Genomic DNA, 15,854 nt, shown 5'->3' with positions numbered 1-15,854 from the left:
AAGAGGCTGTTCGCAGGCGGCCGGGACAGCGGTCAGGATGTGTCAGGACGTGTCAGGACGTGTCAGGACGCCTCCGCCAGCCGGTCCAGGCGGCGGTGCCCCCAGTCGGAGAGAGGAGCGAGGGCCTCGGACAGTTCACGGCCGAACGCGGTGAGCGAGTACACCGTCTTCGGCGGCAGGACGTCGTACACCTCCCGGTGCACCAGACCGTCCTCCTCCATCTCGCGCAGCGTCTGAGTCAGCACCTTCTCGGTGAGGCCCGGCAGCTTCCGGCGCAGTTCGCCGGGGCGGTGCGGGCCCGACTCCAGCAGCCACAGCAGCAACGTCTTCCACTTGCCGTCGATCACCGCGATCGCGGCGGTCACTCCGCAGACATTCACGTCCCGGGCCCGGCTGCGCGTCATCGTCACCCCATTTGTTCGTTATCAGTCATCAGTCGGTTTTATCCGTCTTGCAGGACAGCAGGAGCTTCCCCATGTCTACGAACGTCACGGACCCCGCGTCCGCTTCCGTCACCGTCCTCGGCCTCGGCCCCATGGGCCGCGCCCTGGCCGCCGCCTTCCTGGACGCCGGCGTGCGCACCACCGTCTGGAACCGCACCCCGGGCCGGGACGCCGACCTGGTGGCACGCGGGGCGCGGCGCGCCGCGTCCGCCGAGGAGGCGGTCGCGGCGAGCGGGCTCGTCGTCGTCTGTGTCGTCAACTACGACGCCTCCGACGCGATCCTGCGCCAGGACGCCGTCACCGACGCCCTCAAGGGCCGTACTCTCGTGAACCTCAGCGCCGACACCCCGGACCGCGCCCGCGACACCGGCGACTGGGCCGCCCGGCACGGCGTCCGCTACCTGGACGGCGCGATCATGACCCCGACCCCCACCATCGGCACCCCCGACGCCGTCTTCCTCTACAGCGGCCCCGAGGACCTGTACGCGGAGCACCGGCCCGTGCTGGACGTGCTCGGCGGCGCCCACACCCACCTCGGCGAGGACATCGGCCGCGCGGCGGCGTACGACCTGGCGCTGCTGGACATCTTCTGGACGGCGATGGGCGGCTACGCCCACGCGGTGGCCCTGGCCCGCGCCGAGGGCGTCTCCGCGCGGGAGCTGACCCCGTTCGCCCAGGGCATCGCCGCGATCCTGCCGCCGCTGTTCGAGGCGTTCGCGGACGACGTGGACAGCGGTACGTACTCCGGTGACGTGAACCCGATCACCTCGGGCGCCTCCACCATGGCCCACATCGTGCACGCCTCGGAGGCGCACGGCATCGAGGCGAGCGTGATGCGCGCCATCGAGGGGCAGGCCCGCCGGGTCATCGGCCTGGGGCACGGCAAGGACGGGTTCATGCGGGTAGCGGAGATGCTGGGGCGCACCCGCCGCCCGCGTCCCTGACAACGTCCGGCGGGATCGTCCGGCCGGATCACCCAGGAAGGTCCTCCGGCCGGACGATCCCAGAAGGTCCTCCGGCCGGATCGTCCAGCCAGGTTCTCCCGTCGGGTCTCACCCCGAGCCCTTAATCGGCTTGCCGCGCCCGGCAGTTCGCCGCTAGCGTCCCCGTCATGACTGCCGGGTCGGCCTTGTGCCGTGAGCGAGTTGGGTGCCCGGCCTCTGAGTGAGGCCGGCGGGGGTCCCCCTTGCACGGGCTCTGCCGAGGGCTCGGGGAAGGGCCAGGGGCCCGCCTTCCTCTCCGTGAACAGACGCGATCAGCGAAGACCACGGAGTGAGGAAGAGAATTGCCCGACGACACCAACGACTTCAACGACTTCAACGACTTCAACCAACAGATCATCGACGAGTTCCGGGCCAACCGGGGCCGTCTCAGCGGGATGTTCGAGAACGCCCGGCTGATCCTGCTGACCACCACCGGCGCCCGCTCGGGCCGGCCGCACACCACCCCGGTCGGCTATCTCCCGGACGGCGGCGAGCGCGTCCTGGTCATCGCCTCGGCGGGCGGCTCCCCGCGCCATCCCGCCTGGTACCACAATCTGCTCGCGCATCCCGAGGTCACCGTGGAGACCGGTGCGTTCACCTACCGGGCGCGGGCGGTCCCGCTGACCGGCGAGGAGCGCGACGCGGCCTTCGCGCGGGCCGTGGAGAGCGACCCGGGCTGGGCGGCGTACCAGGAGAAGACCAGCCGGACGATCCCCGTGGTCGCCCTGTACCAGGCCGGGGACGGCGGCCCCGGGGACATCAACGCCGGCTCCCTGGCCGAGGCGATCAAGGTGGTGCACGACGCCTTCCGCCACGAACTCGCCTTGCTGCGGGCGGAGATGAGCGGCACCGGCTCCGCCCTCGGCGCCCAGCTCCGCGTCAACTGCCTCACCTTCTGCCACGGTCTGCACAACCACCACACCGGTGAGGACACGGCGCTGTTCCCGTTCCTCGCCGACCGGCATCCGGAATCCGCCCCGGCGATCGCGCGGCTGCGCGAGGAGCACGAGCGGATCGCCGCCCTGGTGGAGGAGTTGCGCCGGGCGGTGGACGGGACGGCGGCGGACCCCGCGACCGCCCGCGCGGAGGTCGAACGGCTGGCCAGCGAGCTGGAGGCGCACCTGGCCTACGAGGAGGAGCAGCTGATACCGCTGCTCACCTGACGGCCCGGCCCCCGCTAGAAGGGCAGCGGCCGGCCGTGCACCACCGTCAGCGCGGACACCGCGCGGGTCAGCACCACGTACAGCCGGTGCAGCCCGCGCTCCTCCGCCTCCGCGACGGCCGCGGGTTCGACGGCGACGACATGGTCGTACTCCAGGCCCTTGACGACGGACGCGGGCACCACCGCCACCCGCGCGCCCGCGTCCACCGCCCCCGCCGCGTCCGACGCCTCGATCCCGGCCGCCGCCAGCGCCGCGCGCAGCCGGGGCACGTCCGCGTCGGCGACGACGACGCCCACGGACCCCTCGCCGCCGAGCGCGTCCCGTACGGCCGTGACGACCGCGGCGGGCACGTCGTCGGCCGCGCGGACGGTCAGCTCGCCGTCCCGGCGCAGCGAGCGGGGCTCCGGGACGGCGACGTGGAGGCGGCGCAGCAGCCGGTTGGCGAGGGCCAGCACGGCCGCGGGGACGCGGAAGCCGGTGGTCAGCGCGGTGACGGCGGCGTCCGGCTTGCCCAGGTGGCGCAGCAGGTCCGGCCAGTCGCGGGCGGCCCACGGGGTGGTGCCCTGGGCCAGGTCGCCGAGGACGGTGAGGGAGCCGTGGACCGAGCGGCGGGCGATGGCCCGGCACTCCATCGGGGAGAGGTCCTGCGCCTCGTCGACCACGATGTGGGCGTAGCCCTCGGGGTGTTCGATCAGCCCGGCGGCCTCGTCGAGCAGGACCAGGTCGGCGGCCGACCAGCGCGCCGACTTCCAGGAGCGCGGCGGGCGCGGCCACAGCAGCGCCTTCTGCTCGTCGGCGTCCAGCACCCCGTCGGCGGCGCGGGCGAGGGCGTCGGGGTCGGCGAGCAGTCCGGCGACGACCTCTTCGGGCCGCGCCTTCGGCCAGACGGCGTCCAGCCACGCCCCGAGCGCCCGCGCCCGCTCGATCCGCCGCGTCCAGGCGGTGGTGCGCGGACCGCCGCGCCGCTCGGCCTGCGCGCGCAGCACGGCCACCACGCGTGCGCGGACCCGCTCCCGCCCGACGGCGTACGGCGGCTGCTCGGCGCGTACGTCCGCGACGATTCCCCGCAGTTCCTCGGCGGAGACCCGCCAGCGGTAGGAGCCGTCCGGTACGGCGAGGGCGTCGGCGCACGCGTCGGGGCTCGCCCGCTCGTACAGCGCCCGGCGCAGCACCTCGGCCATCCGGGCGTCGTGCTTGACGGCGGCGGCCCGCTCGTCGTCGGCCGCGGTGACCGGGTGCCGGGCGATCTCCTCCTGGACGGTGGACTGCCGTACGCCGGTCTCGCCGAGGGCGGGCAGCACCTCGGCGATGTAGCCGAGGAAGGTGCGGTTGGGGCCGAGGATCAGCAGTCCGCCGCGCCGGACGCGCTGGGGGTGGGTGTAGAGCAGGTAGGCGGCGCGGTGCAGGCCGACGGCGGTCTTGCCGGTGCCGGGGGCGCCCTGGACGCACACCGAGGTGGTGAGGTCGGTGCGGACGAGGTCGTCCTGTTCGGGCTGGATGGTCGCGGCGATGTCGCGCATCGGGCCGACGCGGGGGCGTTCGATCTCCCGGGCGACGATCTCGCTCGCCCGGCTCTCGGCCCGGGCACCGTCCCGCAGGTGTTCGTCCTCCAGGCCGGTGAGGTCGGCGGAGTCGCCGCGGCTGCCGGGCGCCCAGCCGAAGCGGCGGCGGACCGCGACGCCCTGCGGGTCGCGGGCGCTCGCCTGGTAGAAGGCGCGCGAGACGGGGGCGCGCCAGTCGACGACGAGGGGCGGGGCGGCAGGGTGCTCGGTGATGCGCAGCCGGCCGATGTGCAGTGTCCCGAGCGCCGCCTCGGGTTCGAAGTCGAGGCGGCCGAAGAACAGCGGCCCTTCGGGGAGTTCGCGCAGTTCCCTGGCCTGGGTGCGCAGCCGGCGGCCGAGGACTTCGGCGTCGGCTCCGGAGGCGGAGACGTCCTCACCGGTGACGACCTGCTCCTGGGCGCCCTCGATCAGGGCGGTGAGGGCGGCACGGCAGCGGTCGTGGTGGGCGCGTTCGAGGCGGAGGGTGTGCTGGAGGGCTTCCTGGGCGTGGTCGGGTGACGTCATTCCCACGAGCGTAACGGAATGACGTGACCGAGTTAAATTTCTTACCGAGTCATCGAGCGAGGTGCGGAAGCCCGGCCGCGAGCAGGTCGTACGCCCGCTCCGCCGCCGCCACCGCCTCACCCCGTACGTCCGCCGCCCGCTCCCCGGCCGCCATCCGCCGCCAGTTCTCCTGCGCGAGGATGCGCTGCACGGCGACGATCTGCCCGGCGGCCAGCCGGGCGACCAGGTCGCCGCCCAGGGCGTCCGCGAGCGCGGCCTCCGAGCGCTCCAGCAGGGTGTGCAGGCGGGCGACCAGGGCCGGGGTGCCGTAGAGCAGGGTGTGGAAGGCCAGCACCTCCGGGTCGTCGTTGAGCCCGGTCACGGGGTCGCGCCGGTCCAGTCCGGCCAGGAAGTGCCGGCGCAGGGCGACCAGCGGGGGCGCGTCGGACCCGGCGACCACGCGCGCCGCCTCGCCCTCGTGGTCGGCGATCCGGTGCAGGACCAGATCCTCCTTGGCCGGGAAGTACCGGAACAGCGTCGGCTTGGAGATCTCCGCCGCGGCGGCCACCTCGGCGACCGGCACCGCGTCGAACCCCTTCTCCAGGAACAGCCCGATCGCGAGGTCCGACACCACCTGGTACATCCGCTGCCGCTTGCGCTCACGCAGCCCGATCTCTCCCATGACCCTGAGCCTACGGTCGGCCCCGGGCCCGCGGCCGTCCCCCACCGCTCCCTGAGGCTCCTTGGCGTTCCCTGACACTCCTTGACCTCAAGTGCGCTTGAGGCCGAAGACTGCGCACGGAAACGAAGATCCCCGGCAGGCGGAGGTGTGCGCGGTGCTCACGGCGCAGGTGAAGGAGTTCGGCGGTCCACAGGTGCTGGTGCCCGTGGAGGTGCCCGACCCCGTCCCCGGGCCCGGGGAGGTGCTGATCGAGGTCGACCACGCCGACACGATCTTCCTGGAGACCCAGCTCCGGGCGGGCTGGGGCGGCGAGTGGTTCCGGATGGTGCCGCCGTACGTGCCCGGCGGTGGGGTCGCGGGCACCGTACGGGAGCCGGGACCCGGGGTCGGACCGGAGTGGCGGGGGCGCCGGGTCGCCGCGTTCGTCGACGGCAGCTACGCCGAGCGCGCGCTCGCCCCGGCCGACGCCCTCACCGCCGTACCGGACAGCCTCGCCCTGCCGACGGCGGCGGCCCTGGTCCACGACGGGGTCACGGCGATCGGCCTGCTGGAGCGGACCGCCCTCACGGCCGGAGACCGGGTGCTGATCCTCGGCGCCTCCGGCGGCATGGGCACCCTCCTCGTCCAGCTCGCCCGCGCCCGCGGCGCCCGGGTGGTCGCGGCGGCGCGGGGCGCGGAGAAGCTGGCGCTGGTACGGCGGCTGGGCGCCCACGAGGCCGTGGACGTCACCGCCGCCGACTGGCCGGAGCGGGCCCGCGCCGCCCTGGGCGGGGGCGCCGACGTCGTCCTCGACGGCGTCGGCGGCTCCCTCGGCGCCGCCGCCCTCCCGCTCACCGCGCCCGGTGGCCGCTTCTCCGCGCACGGCGCGCCCTCCGGCGACTTCGCGGACGTCGACCCGGCGGAGGCGGCCCGGCTCGGCATCACCCTCTACGGCATCGCCGACGCCCAGTACCCGGTGGAGGAGGTCCGCCGGCTGCGGTCCCTCGCCTTCGCCGAGGCGGCGGCCGGGCGTCTCACGCCGGTGATCGGCGAGGTGGTCCCGCTGGCGGAGGCGGCCCGGGCGCACGCCCTGATCGAGGACCGGTCAGTGGTGGGGAAGGTGCTGCTGCGGGCGGGGAGTTGAGCCTGGTCCGCCCTCCCGCAGCACCCTCAGCAACGTCTCCAGCGAACCGATGACGTCCCGCGCCCCGGCGTCCGCCAGCAGCCTGGCCTTGCGGGCGTTGCGGGCGTAGCCGAGGAAGGTGACGCCGGCCCGGCGGGCGGCCTCGTGGTCGACGGGGCTGTCGCCGATCAGGAGGGCCGCCGCCGGCGCCGCGGTGAGCGCGTTCAGGGCGCGGTGGAGGTGGTAGGGGTCCGGTTTGAGGCGGTGGAGGGCGGCGTCGCGGCCGTAGATGTGCGGGCCGAAGCAGTCGGCCAGGCCGCGGCCGGCGAGGTAGGCGCCGATGACGCGCGGGGAGTTGTTGGAGGCGACGGCGAGGCGGACGCCGAGCGCGGTCCAGGTGCGGATCAGCGGATCGGCCCAGGCGGTCGGCATCGCCGTGGCGGTGGCCCGCAGCTCCTCCTGGGTGAGGCGTTCCTCCAGCTCCGCCGCCACGCCCCGGCCGAGCCCGGCGCGGTCCACGGCACGCAGCACGACCTGCGGGTCGGCGGTGCGCCGCTCCGCCTCGGTCAGCAGTCCGCGCAGCCCGCGCGTCTCCAGCCAGTCCACGAGCCCGCCGGCCACCCCGGGCGCCGGGTGCCCGGAGAACAGCCGGCAGATCGGCCCGTCGAAGTCCCACAGCACGACCTCGGCGCGGGCGACCAGTCGCCGCAGCCGGTCGGTCGGGCTCGCCACCGGTTCGGTCCGCGTCGTATCGGAAGTCACAAGGAGAGTGTCAGGTCCGTGGTGATGGTTTCCCAGAGGGCGTCGAACCACTTCTGGGATTCGTCCACGAACGAGGCGTCGCGCCGACCGGCGTCCCGGTCGAAGGAGAACAGCAGCGACTCGGTGCCGAGCGCGTCGTACATGTCGAGGACACCGGCCTCGGTGGCCTCCTCGCGGCGCGCCACCATGTAGTACGCGATCAGCGCCTCCGAGCCGTTGAGCAGGTACAGCTTGACCGGCGGGGTGAACGGCAGGGCACGGAACGACACCCGGACGTCGATGCCGTGCGAGACGGTCAGCATCCGCAGGTTGTGGCGCAGTACGTGCCCCTGGGCGTTGCGCATGGCGAGCCAGCGCTGGTGGACGGGGTTGTCGTCGCCGTCGCCCTGCCCTTCGACCGGGACCGGGAAGGCGAGGTTGATGTCCCGGGACGGCAGCAGGACTCGGACGTCGACCGACTCGGGGCGCAGCCGCCCCTCGTGGATCAGGCGCAGCGGTTCGCCCAGGGCCAGCATCAGCGTCTCGGCGGTCAGACAGGCGGCGTCGATACGAACGTGCGGGGCGGTGAAGGCGTGGCTGAGCCGGGGGGCGAGGCCCACCATCGCCGGCTGCGGCGCGGCGGCGGGCGGCGCCGCGCGGTCGGCGATCCGCGGCGGGCTGCCCTTGCTGACATGGCTGAGCAGCCCCTCCTCCTGGAGGACGCGCAGGGCCTGGCGTACGGTGCCGCGCTCCACGCCGAACTCCCCCGCCAGCTCGGCCTGCGTGGGCAGCCGGTCCCCCGGCCGGAGCCGGCCGTCGCGGATGCGTTCGCGCAGGTGGACGGCGATCTCCTGGGCCGAGGTCCGGTTGCCGCCACGTACTGCCACGTTCTCCTGGGTCACAGCCAAACGCTACAACTCAACACCAGCCCGCGGAAGTTGCCCAGCAGGTGGTTACAACTGACCCCCAAGTGGGGAGGAAGACAGTCAAGTTGGCCACCAACTTCCACAACTTTGTCCAAGCTGTGGAAGGTTGGCGGACTCCCATCCGGAGGGGAGCCGGGAGCCCGGCGGCCGGCGCACCACCAGCACGACCCCACAACCGAACAGCACACCCACAACAGAAGAGCACGCTACGGATGCGTGAACCCGTCGGCCGCCGAGCGAAGGGAGACTCAGAACGAGTCCGGGCACCAAGGACGCCTGGACGTGCGCAGCAGGGCGTCGGCCACCCGGGCGGCGCCCGCTCGTGTCTCCCGCACCCGCCCCACGGCCGCCAGCCGCACCGCCGACTCGTCTCCCAGCCACAGCGCCCCGAGGTCCGACACGTCCAGCGTCAGATCGGCGTCCCGCGAGGTCGCCGCACACACGCCCCGGCCGTCCTCGACCTCCAGCAGATACCGCCCGTTCGCGAACCCGCCCGCGTCCACGACCTCCAGCACCAGCCGCCCGGACCCGGTGTACGTCCGCGCCTCCAGCGCCCGTACGACGTCCAGGATCCGCACCCACATCCAGTCCGCCTGGGTGACGATCCGGGCGGCGCGCGGGTCCGGCAGGAACAGCGGCAGCAGGTCGTCCGGGGCCCGGTAGCCCGTCTTCACCGTGGTGATCCAGTCGATGGAGCACAGGAACCGCCACAGCGCCCGCTCCGCCTCCGGGCGAGCCGCGACCAGCCACTTCACGGTCGCGGTGTTCAGCGGCTGCTTGGCCTCGCCCCACCGGTCGTCGGCGGTGTACGCCACCATCCCGTCGACCTCGCCGGACGCCGAGCGGTACACCGCGTAGAACGGCTCCTTGCGCTCAGGCCAGATCCGCAGCTCCCCGGTCTCGATCCGCCACCACCGCTCACCGCGGTCCACCGCGCCCGGCGTCGCGCGCCGCACCCGCTCGTACAGCTCGGGCCCCAGCTTGCCGACCTCGGTCACGTCGACGAGGTCGATCCGCCCGCCGTCCTCCGGTCCCGCCCAGCGCGGGTCGAGCCCGGCGCGCGGCACGTCGACGGTCCACTCGGCGACCGTGGTGACCGGGCCGAAGCCGTAGCGGCCGTAGATCGGGTACTCGGCGGCGATCAGCGTCGCCACCACGTCCCCGCGTTCCTTCGCCGCCGCCAGGTCCCGGCTCATCATCCGCGTCAGCAGCCCGCGTCGGCGGTGTGTCGGGGTCACGCTCACGTTGGTGACGGCGTTCGCGGCGACGACCGCGCCGCCGACCGCGGTCAGCTCCTGCGGGAACGAGCGCAGCGTCGCCACGCACCGGCCGTCGTCGAAGGCGCCGAAGGTGCGCTCCGGCACGATCGCGGTCGCCCGGGCGGCCAGCACCTCCTCGGACACCACGGGGCCCTGGAGGAACCCCACGGCCAGGGCCCGCTGCCAGTCCGGCGTCTCGTCCTCGGTGATCGTGCGTACGTCGAGTGCGTCGAGTGCGTCGCGGTCGCTCATGGCGTCACGGTAGGCGCCCAAGGCGCGGGCCGTCGCGGGGATTTCATCACGGCGGACCACAGCAGCGGGACGCCGCGAGCGGTCCCGGCAGCAGGTCACCGCGAGCGGTCCCGGCACCGGATCACCGCGAGCGGTCACAGCAGGAGGTCGTCGACCTGCGCCTCCCCGTCCCGGTATCGCCGGGCGATCTCCGCGCTGCACTCGTCGGCCGTGCGCTGGAGCCGCTGGCGGCGGCGGGAGACCTGCTGCTCGTAGCGGACGAGCCGCCCGATGCCGTCGGTCAGCTCCGCGTCCGTCCGGGCGTCCAGCGCGGACAGCTCGACCTCGCCCAGCATCTCGGCGGCCAGCCGCCGGTACTCCTCGCTCTGCGGCGTCCCCAGCGTGACATGGCGGGCGGAGGAGCGGTGCCGGGCCGGGGCGTCGGTCAGGATCTCCGGCAGCCGCTCCACCACCGACCCCTCGCCCACGGCCACCACGGACGCCGGTCCGCGCCGCGCCAGCTCCGCGCGCAGGATGTCGATCCGCCCCTGCAGCAGCCGCCGCACATAGCTCAGGTCCGCCTCGTCGCGCTGGGCGTCGCGGCGCAGCCGGCGCAGTTCGGGCAGGCTCAGCGCCGCCAGGTCGTGCTCGGGCGGCTCCGGCAGCAGCGGCGGCCGGCCGGCGCCGCCGACGCCGCCGGAGCTGTCGGGACTGTCGGTGCGCTGCATGGGCGGCCGCAGTGTCGCCACTTCCTCACCCGTGCTCGGTGTGCTCATGTGCCTCTACCGTCCCCTCGACCGGTGTGTGGGAAGCATCGTGCCACCCCAAGTGGCCGCTATGTGACCGAGTGCCCCCGAACGGCCCCAGATGGGCGGGTTAGGGATCGAAAAGCGGCCACGGCATGATGGTCGTATGCGAGCTGTGGTGCAGAGGGTGGACGGCGCGAGCGTCGTGGTGGACGGCCGGACCGTCGGGGAGATCATCGGCGAGGGACTGTGCGTGCTGGTGGGCGTGACGCACGACGACACCGAGGAGAAGGCGGCGCAACTGGCCCGCAAGCTCTGGACCGTCCGGATGCTGCACGACGAGAAGTCATGCAGCGACATCGACGCCCCGCTGCTGGTCATCAGCCAGTTCACCCTCTACGGCGACGCCCGCAAGGGCCGCCGCCCCACCTGGAACGCGGCCGCGCCCGGCGAGGTCGCCGAGCCCCTGGTCGATGAGGTGGTCGCCCAGCTGCGGGCGCTGGGCGCGACGGTGGAGACGGGCCGGTTCGGCGCGCAGATGCGGGTGTCGCTGACGAACGACGGCCCGTTCACCGTCCTGATCGAGGTCTGAGAACCGCTACCTCGTACGGCGTACAACCGATGTCGTACGCCGTACGGCCGACGGGGTGACGCCGACGGCCCACCGCTTACGGCACGACGACGACTTCCTGGGCCGCCGCGGTGTCCCCGGCCACCAGCCGGGCGTCCACCGGCACGTTCCGCTTCACCAGGGCGAGGGCGACCGGGCCCAGCTCGTGGTGGCGGACGGAGGTCGTGATGAAGCCGATCTTCCGCCCGTCGGGGCCGTCGTCCGCGAGCCGGATCTCGGTGCCGTTCGGCGGCAGGTGGACCTCGCTGCCGTCCAGGTGCAGGAAGACCAGCCGGCGCGGCGGCTTGCCCAGGTTCTGCACCCGGGCGACCGTCTCCTGGCCCCGGTAGCAGCCCTTCTGGAGATGCACGGCGGTGCCGATCCAGCCCAGCTCGTGCGGGATGGTGCGGTGGTCGGTCTCGAAGCCCAGGCGGGGCCGGTGGTGCTCGACGCGCAGCGCCTCGTACGCGAGGATCCCGGCCGCCGGGCCGGCCTGCTCGGCGAACTCCTCCAGCCGCTCGCGCGGCAGGAACAGATCACGGCCGTACGGGGTCTGTCGTACGACGACACCCTCCGGCGCCTCGGCGATGGAGCCGGCGGGCAGGTGGACGACCGCGAAGTCGGCGGTGCGGTCGGCGACCTCCACCCGGTAGAAGAACTTCATCGACTCCAGGTACTGGATCAGCGCGCCCTGGGTGCCGGGCTCCACGTGCGCCCACACCGTCGTGCCGTCGTCCACCAGATACAGCGCGTGCTCGATGTGGCCGTGGGCGGAGAGGATCAGCGCCTCGGTGGCCTCGCCCGTGGGCAGTTCGCTGACGTGCTGGGTGAGCAGCAGATGCAGCCAGCTCAGCCGGTCCTCGCCGGAGACGGTGACGACCCCGCGGTGCGAGAGGTCGACGAAACCGGTGCCGTCGGCGAGGGCGCGCTGCTCGCGGAACAGGTCGCCGTAGTGGGCGGCGACGCCTTCGTCCACGCCCTCGGCGGGGACGGCGCCGGGCAGGGACAGCAGGGGGCTCTTCATGGCTCCAAGCCTACGACTCGGTATTTGAACTCTTCAGCGAACAGTCCTCGCACCGGCCGAAGATCGCGAAGTGCTTCAGGTCCGTGTCGAACCCGAACTGCTCGCGCAGCTTCGCGGTGAACTCGGCGGCCACGCTCAGGTCCGCCTCGATGACGTTGGTGCAGTCCCGGCACACCAGGTGGATGTGATGGTGCCGGTCGGCCAGGTGATACGTCGGCGCCCCGTGCCCGAGGTGCGCGTGGCTGACCAGCCCCAGCTCCTCCAGCAGCTCCAGCGTCCGGTAGACCGTGGAAATGTTGACCCCCGACGCCGTCTTCCTCACCTCGCTGAGGATGTCGTCGGGGGTCGCGTGCTCCAGGGTGTCCACGGCTTCGAGCACGAGTTGCCGCTGCGGGGTCAGCCGGTAGCCGCGCTGCCGCAGATCGCTCTTCCAGTCGGTGCTCACCACACCGGCCAGTCTAGGACTACTTGAAGAAGGCGATCCCGTCGTCCGGCATGTCGTCCGGCAGGGCCTTCGCCCAGCGCTCGACGTCCTCCGGGGTGACGACCTTCTTCAGGTGCGCCGACATGTAGGGGCGCAGCTCGACCTCGGGGGTCTGCTTCTCGCCGACCCACATCAGGTCGCTCTTGACGTAGCCGTAGAGCCGCTTGCCACCGCTGTAGGGCTGGGAGGCGGGGGTGCGGGCGACGGCGTCCGTGACCAGGTCGATCTGCGGCTTCTGGTGGGCCATCTCGCCGTACCAGATCTCGATGACGCCGTCGTCGCGGGTCATGGTCACCTCGACCTTGCGGTCGGCGTCGATCCGCCAGAAGCCGTGCTCCGACTCCAGGGGACGGACCTTGTTGCCGTCCTTGTCGAGGACCCAGGTGTTCGAGTGGTACTCCAGGAAGTCCCGGCCGTCGTGCGAGAAGGTGACCTCCTGCCCGAAGTTGCACTTCTCGGAGCCGGGGAAGTCGTGCACGCCCGCGCCCACCCAGTTGCCGAGCAGGAAGGCGAGGGGGACGAGGTCCTTGTGGAGGTCGGACGGGATCTCGATCATGAGCAGAGGTTCCTAGGGGGTGTTCAGCGCTGGCCCTGGTACAGCTTCTTCACGGTCAGACCGGCGAAGGCGAGAACGCCGACGGCGACCAGGACCAGCAGGATTTCGAAGAAGAGCTCCACGGCGTGCTCCTTGGATGAGCGTGGTGAGGTACGGACGTACAGGGCCAGGCCCCAGCTTACGCGGCCGGGGCCCGGCCCACTTTGTGAGGTGCCTCGCGGGGCAGCCGGGCGCGGATCAGCCGAGGAGCTGGCTCTGGAGAGTGATCGTCTGGTGGAACGGCAGCGCGGGCGTCGCGCCCCTGCCGGACTGGACGACCAGCGCCAGCACGTCACCGGCGCCGAGGTACGCGTGCCGGACCTGCTCACGGCCGTACGGCTCGGGCTCCACGTGGGCGGACCGCCGGACGTTGTCGACCTGGGAATCGGAGGTGAGCCCCTCGTCGAAGACGGACAGTTCGGTGCCGCGCACCTGGCGGGGCGCCCGGTCCTCGGGGACCAGGTAATCGGAGAGCAACCCGTCCACGACCTCCGCCGTACCGAAACGCAGCAGGTAGACGCGGGTCCGGGTGCCGTCCTCCGTGGTCCAGCCGCGCGCCGCGATGTGCCGCAGCCCGGCGTCGGCCAGCTTCAGCCGGAGCGTGTCCCTGTCCTCCTCGAACGGGAACTCCGCGAGGAAGTCCTCCGTCGCCAGCCAGCCGTCCGACCCCCGCAGCTTCGCCGTCTCCGTCGCGCCCCGCGGGGCGGGCAGCACGAGAGCCCGCAGGTCGGCGTGGTGGGTGCCGGCGTCGTTGCCCTCGGCGAACGGCCCCGGGCTGCCGGAGGGCAGCGGCGGGCGGGTGAGTTCCGGATACGGCCAGCGGCCGTCCGACTCCGTCGCGAGTCCCGGCACGTCCGTCCGCTCCATCCGCGTGATCCCGTACGCCGTCCCCGCCCAGGCCGCGGCGAAGGCGCAGACGGCAGCGGTCCAGCGCAGGGCCGCGCGCAGGACGCGGCGGTCCTTGGGCGGGGGCGGGGGGTCGGCGGGGGCGGGTGCCGTGGACTCGGCCGGCGAGGCGGAGGCCGGGGGTTCGGCCGGTGCGGCGGGGGCCGTGGGCTCGGCCGGTGCCGCGGATGCCGTGGGCTCGGTCGGTGCGATGGACTCGGTCATACGGCCTTCCCCGGTTCCTCGATGCGGTCCAGCTGGTCGGCCAGCAGGTCCGCGACGTCGTCGGCGTTCAGTTGGGCCGGTCCGGACGCGGTGACGGTGACGAGGACGTCGCCCTCGTACGCGGAGCAGAACATCGCGTCCAGTTCGCCCTTCTTCACCTCGCCCTTCGGCGGCAGGAAGCACCGTGCGTTCTCGTGGCCCCGGACGGCGGGTCCCTTGCGCAGGACGTCCAGCGCCTGCAGGAACTCGCTCTCGAACCTGGAGATGCTCCGGACGGCCTGCCTGTCCTCCATCTGCGTCAGCACGACGGACACCGCGGTCGACCTGTCCGCGAACCACTCGTCCGTGGAGAGGGAGACGTAGCTGCGCATCGCCATGCCCTTGACCCGCTGCTTGTCGATCTCCTTCTCCAGCCGCTTGCGCTGGGTGCGGGGCAGATCGCGCAGCGCCTCCTTGCGCAGGGCGGCGGCCCGCTCCCCGCTGAGCCGCGCCTCCGACCCGAACCCCGGCAGGTCCGGACCGGGCTCCCAGGTGTCGTCGTACGGCACGAGCATCCCGGCGAGGCCGCCCGCGCGGGCCGCCTCGGACTTCTCCGCCGCCTGCTCCGGGAACGCCCACACGGGCTCGCCCGGATCGCGGTCGGCGCCGCGCACGGTCACGACGGTGTACCCCACCCCGGCGACGAGCGCCCCGACGAGCAGGAGCGCACCGGCGACGGCGGCGACACGGCCCCGGCGTACGGATTTCCTCACCGGGCTCCCGGCCGCGGTCTCCGCGGCGGCCTCGGGCTCCGGCTGCTGGTCGTCGTTCACAGGCGCTCCATCTGCCGCTCGGCCAGGCCCACGACCGTCGCCTTGGGGACCGGCTTGTCGGAGTAGACCCAGATCTCCATGGCGATGTCCCCGCGCCCGGCGTGGGCCTCCGCGCCGTACAGGGGCAGGTAGCCCGGCTCGGTCACCGGGCGGCTGTGGACGTACGCCCGGCCCTTCTCGGTGCCGTCGACGGGCCAGCTCTTGGAGCCGGACCGTTCCTCCGCGTAATAGCCGGCTTCCTCGACGAGGTCGGCGACCGCCAGGCTCTCCTCCTGGTGGAACTGGACCAGCCGGATCTCCACGGTGGTCCCGTCGCCGGTCTGCCAGCCTGTGACGGCGGCCCGGCGGAACTCGTCCTCGATGAGCCCGCGGAAGGCGTCGGCGGGCCGCTCGTAGCTGTCGGCGTAATCGGCCAGGTCCATCCAGCCGTCGCTGCCCTCCAGCCACTCCGCGTCCTTCGCGCCGCGCGGCTTCTCCAGCAGCAGCCGGCGCAGGTCGCCGTCGGTCCTGACCTGCCGGTCCCGGGCGGCGGACAGCGGCTCCGGGGCGGGACCGTCGGCCTGCGGGAGCGCGGTCTGCGACAGCGAGGGCAGCCGGGTGGGCTCGCGCTCGGCCTGGACGAGGTAGCCGGTACAGGTTCCGGCGACGGCGCCGAGGACGGCGGCCGTGGCGATCAACACGGTCGTACGGCCGCGGCGACGGCGAGGCGGCGCGAGCGGCACGGGCGCCTCGGGTGCCGCGGGCACATCGGGTGCCGAGGGCACATCGGGTGCCGCGGGTGCCTTGGCTGCCTCGGGCGCCTTGGCTGCCTCGGGCGCCTCTGGCGCCTCTGGCGAAGGAGCTGACTGTCTGTCCTCTTCGGACTCTTCCATGACGTCCCCCCACAAAAGGTGAGCTG

At 73.3% G+C, this 15,854-nt stretch carries 17 protein-coding genes; 4 read left to right on the top strand and 13 right to left on the bottom strand.

What is annotated here, in order from left to right; all coding sequences use genetic code 11:
- Positions 1-62: 62 nt before the first annotated feature.
- Entirely contained in the window at positions 63-404 is a 342-nt protein-coding gene (locus ACIG0D_RS08260) for a winged helix-turn-helix transcriptional regulator (RefSeq protein ID WP_399797217.1), read from the bottom strand.
- A gap of 71 nt (positions 405-475) precedes the next feature.
- Here ACIG0D_RS08260 and ACIG0D_RS08255 point away from each other — a divergent pair, with 71 nt between their 5' ends.
- Both ACIG0D_RS08255 and ACIG0D_RS08250 read left to right on the top strand, forming a co-directional pair.
- Complete coding sequence (locus ACIG0D_RS08255; RefSeq protein WP_399797216.1) at positions 476-1,387, top strand: NAD(P)-dependent oxidoreductase; 912 nt, start codon at positions 476-478, stop codon at positions 1,385-1,387.
- 341 nt (positions 1,388-1,728) lie between these two features.
- Complete coding sequence (locus ACIG0D_RS08250; RefSeq protein ID WP_399797215.1) at positions 1,729-2,589, top strand: nitroreductase/quinone reductase family protein; 861 nt, start codon at positions 1,729-1,731, stop codon at positions 2,587-2,589.
- 14 nt (positions 2,590-2,603) lie between these two features.
- Here ACIG0D_RS08250 and ACIG0D_RS08245 read toward each other — a convergent pair whose 3' ends face one another.
- Together ACIG0D_RS08245 and ACIG0D_RS08240 are read right to left on the bottom strand one after the other, a co-directional pair.
- Positions 2,604-4,655 carry a HelD family protein gene (locus ACIG0D_RS08245; RefSeq protein WP_399797214.1) on the bottom strand — a complete coding sequence of 684 codons (2,052 nt, stop codon included), beginning with the start codon at positions 4,653-4,655 and terminating at the stop codon, positions 2,604-2,606.
- Between the two features lie 49 nt (positions 4,656-4,704).
- Positions 4,705-5,316, bottom strand: coding sequence for a TetR family transcriptional regulator (locus ACIG0D_RS08240; protein WP_399797213.1), 612 nt, complete (start codon positions 5,314-5,316; stop codon positions 4,705-4,707).
- Positions 5,317-5,470: 154 nt separating this feature from the next.
- Here ACIG0D_RS08240 and ACIG0D_RS08235 point away from each other — a divergent pair, with 154 nt between their 5' ends.
- Positions 5,471-6,439 (top strand): zinc-binding dehydrogenase, encoded by a 969-nt coding sequence (locus ACIG0D_RS08235; protein WP_399797212.1) that lies wholly within the window; start codon positions 5,471-5,473, stop codon positions 6,437-6,439.
- Here ACIG0D_RS08235 and ACIG0D_RS08230 read toward each other — a convergent pair.
- The 4 genes from ACIG0D_RS08230 to ACIG0D_RS08215 all read right to left on the bottom strand — a co-directional run bounded on the left by ACIG0D_RS08230 (position 6,401) and on the right by ACIG0D_RS08215 (position 10,351).
- Complete coding sequence (locus tag ACIG0D_RS08230) at positions 6,401-7,180, bottom strand: HAD family hydrolase (protein ID WP_399797211.1); 780 nt, start codon at positions 7,178-7,180, stop codon at positions 6,401-6,403. The genes ACIG0D_RS08235 and ACIG0D_RS08230 overlap by 39 nt on opposite strands.
- Positions 7,177-8,067, bottom strand: coding sequence for a winged helix-turn-helix domain-containing protein (locus ACIG0D_RS08225; protein ID WP_399797209.1), 891 nt, complete (start codon positions 8,065-8,067; stop codon positions 7,177-7,179). Before ACIG0D_RS08225 ends, ACIG0D_RS08230 begins: the two co-directional genes overlap by 4 nt.
- 266 nt (positions 8,068-8,333) lie before the next feature.
- Positions 8,334-9,596 (bottom strand): GNAT family N-acetyltransferase, encoded by a 1,263-nt coding sequence (locus ACIG0D_RS08220; RefSeq protein WP_399797208.1) that lies wholly within the window; start codon positions 9,594-9,596, stop codon positions 8,334-8,336.
- Positions 9,597-9,730: 134 nt separating this feature from the next.
- On the bottom strand, positions 9,731-10,351 hold the full coding sequence (locus tag ACIG0D_RS08215; RefSeq protein ID WP_399797207.1) for an aerial mycelium formation protein: 621 nt from the start codon (positions 10,349-10,351) through the stop codon (positions 9,731-9,733).
- A gap of 136 nt (positions 10,352-10,487) precedes the next feature.
- Here ACIG0D_RS08215 and dtd point away from each other — a divergent pair, with 136 nt between their 5' ends.
- Positions 10,488-10,913, top strand: a complete 426-nt coding sequence (gene dtd, locus ACIG0D_RS08210) for a D-aminoacyl-tRNA deacylase (RefSeq protein ID WP_399797205.1) — start codon at positions 10,488-10,490, stop codon at positions 10,911-10,913.
- A 76-nt stretch (positions 10,914-10,989) separates the two neighbouring features.
- Here the strand turns inward: dtd and ACIG0D_RS08205 are convergent, their stop codons facing one another.
- The 6 genes from ACIG0D_RS08205 to ACIG0D_RS08180 form a co-directional block, all read right to left on the bottom strand.
- The gene (locus ACIG0D_RS08205) at positions 10,990-11,955 is read right to left on the bottom strand and encodes a YgfZ/GcvT domain-containing protein (RefSeq protein WP_399797203.1); all 966 of its coding nucleotides are present in this window, start codon (positions 11,953-11,955) and stop codon (positions 10,990-10,992) included.
- A gap of 10 nt (positions 11,956-11,965) precedes the next feature.
- Positions 11,966-12,403, bottom strand: coding sequence for a transcriptional repressor (locus ACIG0D_RS08200; RefSeq protein WP_365760444.1), 438 nt, complete (start codon positions 12,401-12,403; stop codon positions 11,966-11,968).
- Positions 12,404-12,419: 16 nt separating this feature from the next.
- A complete protein-coding gene (locus ACIG0D_RS08195; RefSeq protein WP_399797200.1) occupies positions 12,420-12,995 on the bottom strand; it encodes an FABP family protein in 576 nt (191 codons plus the stop codon).
- A gap of 237 nt (positions 12,996-13,232) precedes the next feature.
- Positions 13,233-14,144: a hypothetical protein gene (locus ACIG0D_RS08190; protein ID WP_399797198.1), complete on the bottom strand. Its 912-nt coding sequence runs from the start codon at positions 14,142-14,144 to the stop codon at positions 13,233-13,235.
- Entirely contained in the window at positions 14,141-14,956 is an 816-nt protein-coding gene (locus ACIG0D_RS08185) for a hypothetical protein (protein WP_399797197.1), read from the bottom strand. The genes ACIG0D_RS08190 and ACIG0D_RS08185 overlap by 4 nt, the downstream gene beginning before the upstream one ends.
- Entirely contained in the window at positions 14,953-15,636 is a 684-nt protein-coding gene (locus ACIG0D_RS08180) for a hypothetical protein (protein ID WP_399797195.1), read from the bottom strand. Before ACIG0D_RS08180 ends, ACIG0D_RS08185 begins: the two co-directional genes overlap by 4 nt.
- Positions 15,637-15,854 lie beyond the last annotated feature (218 nt).

This window comes from Streptomyces sp. NPDC052773 (genome assembly GCF_044547145.1).
Taxonomy (GTDB): domain Bacteria; phylum Actinomycetota; class Actinomycetes; order Streptomycetales; family Streptomycetaceae; genus Streptomyces.
Note: the sequence above shows the minus strand (reverse complement) of the source record. Positions and strands in the feature narration are given on the sequence as shown.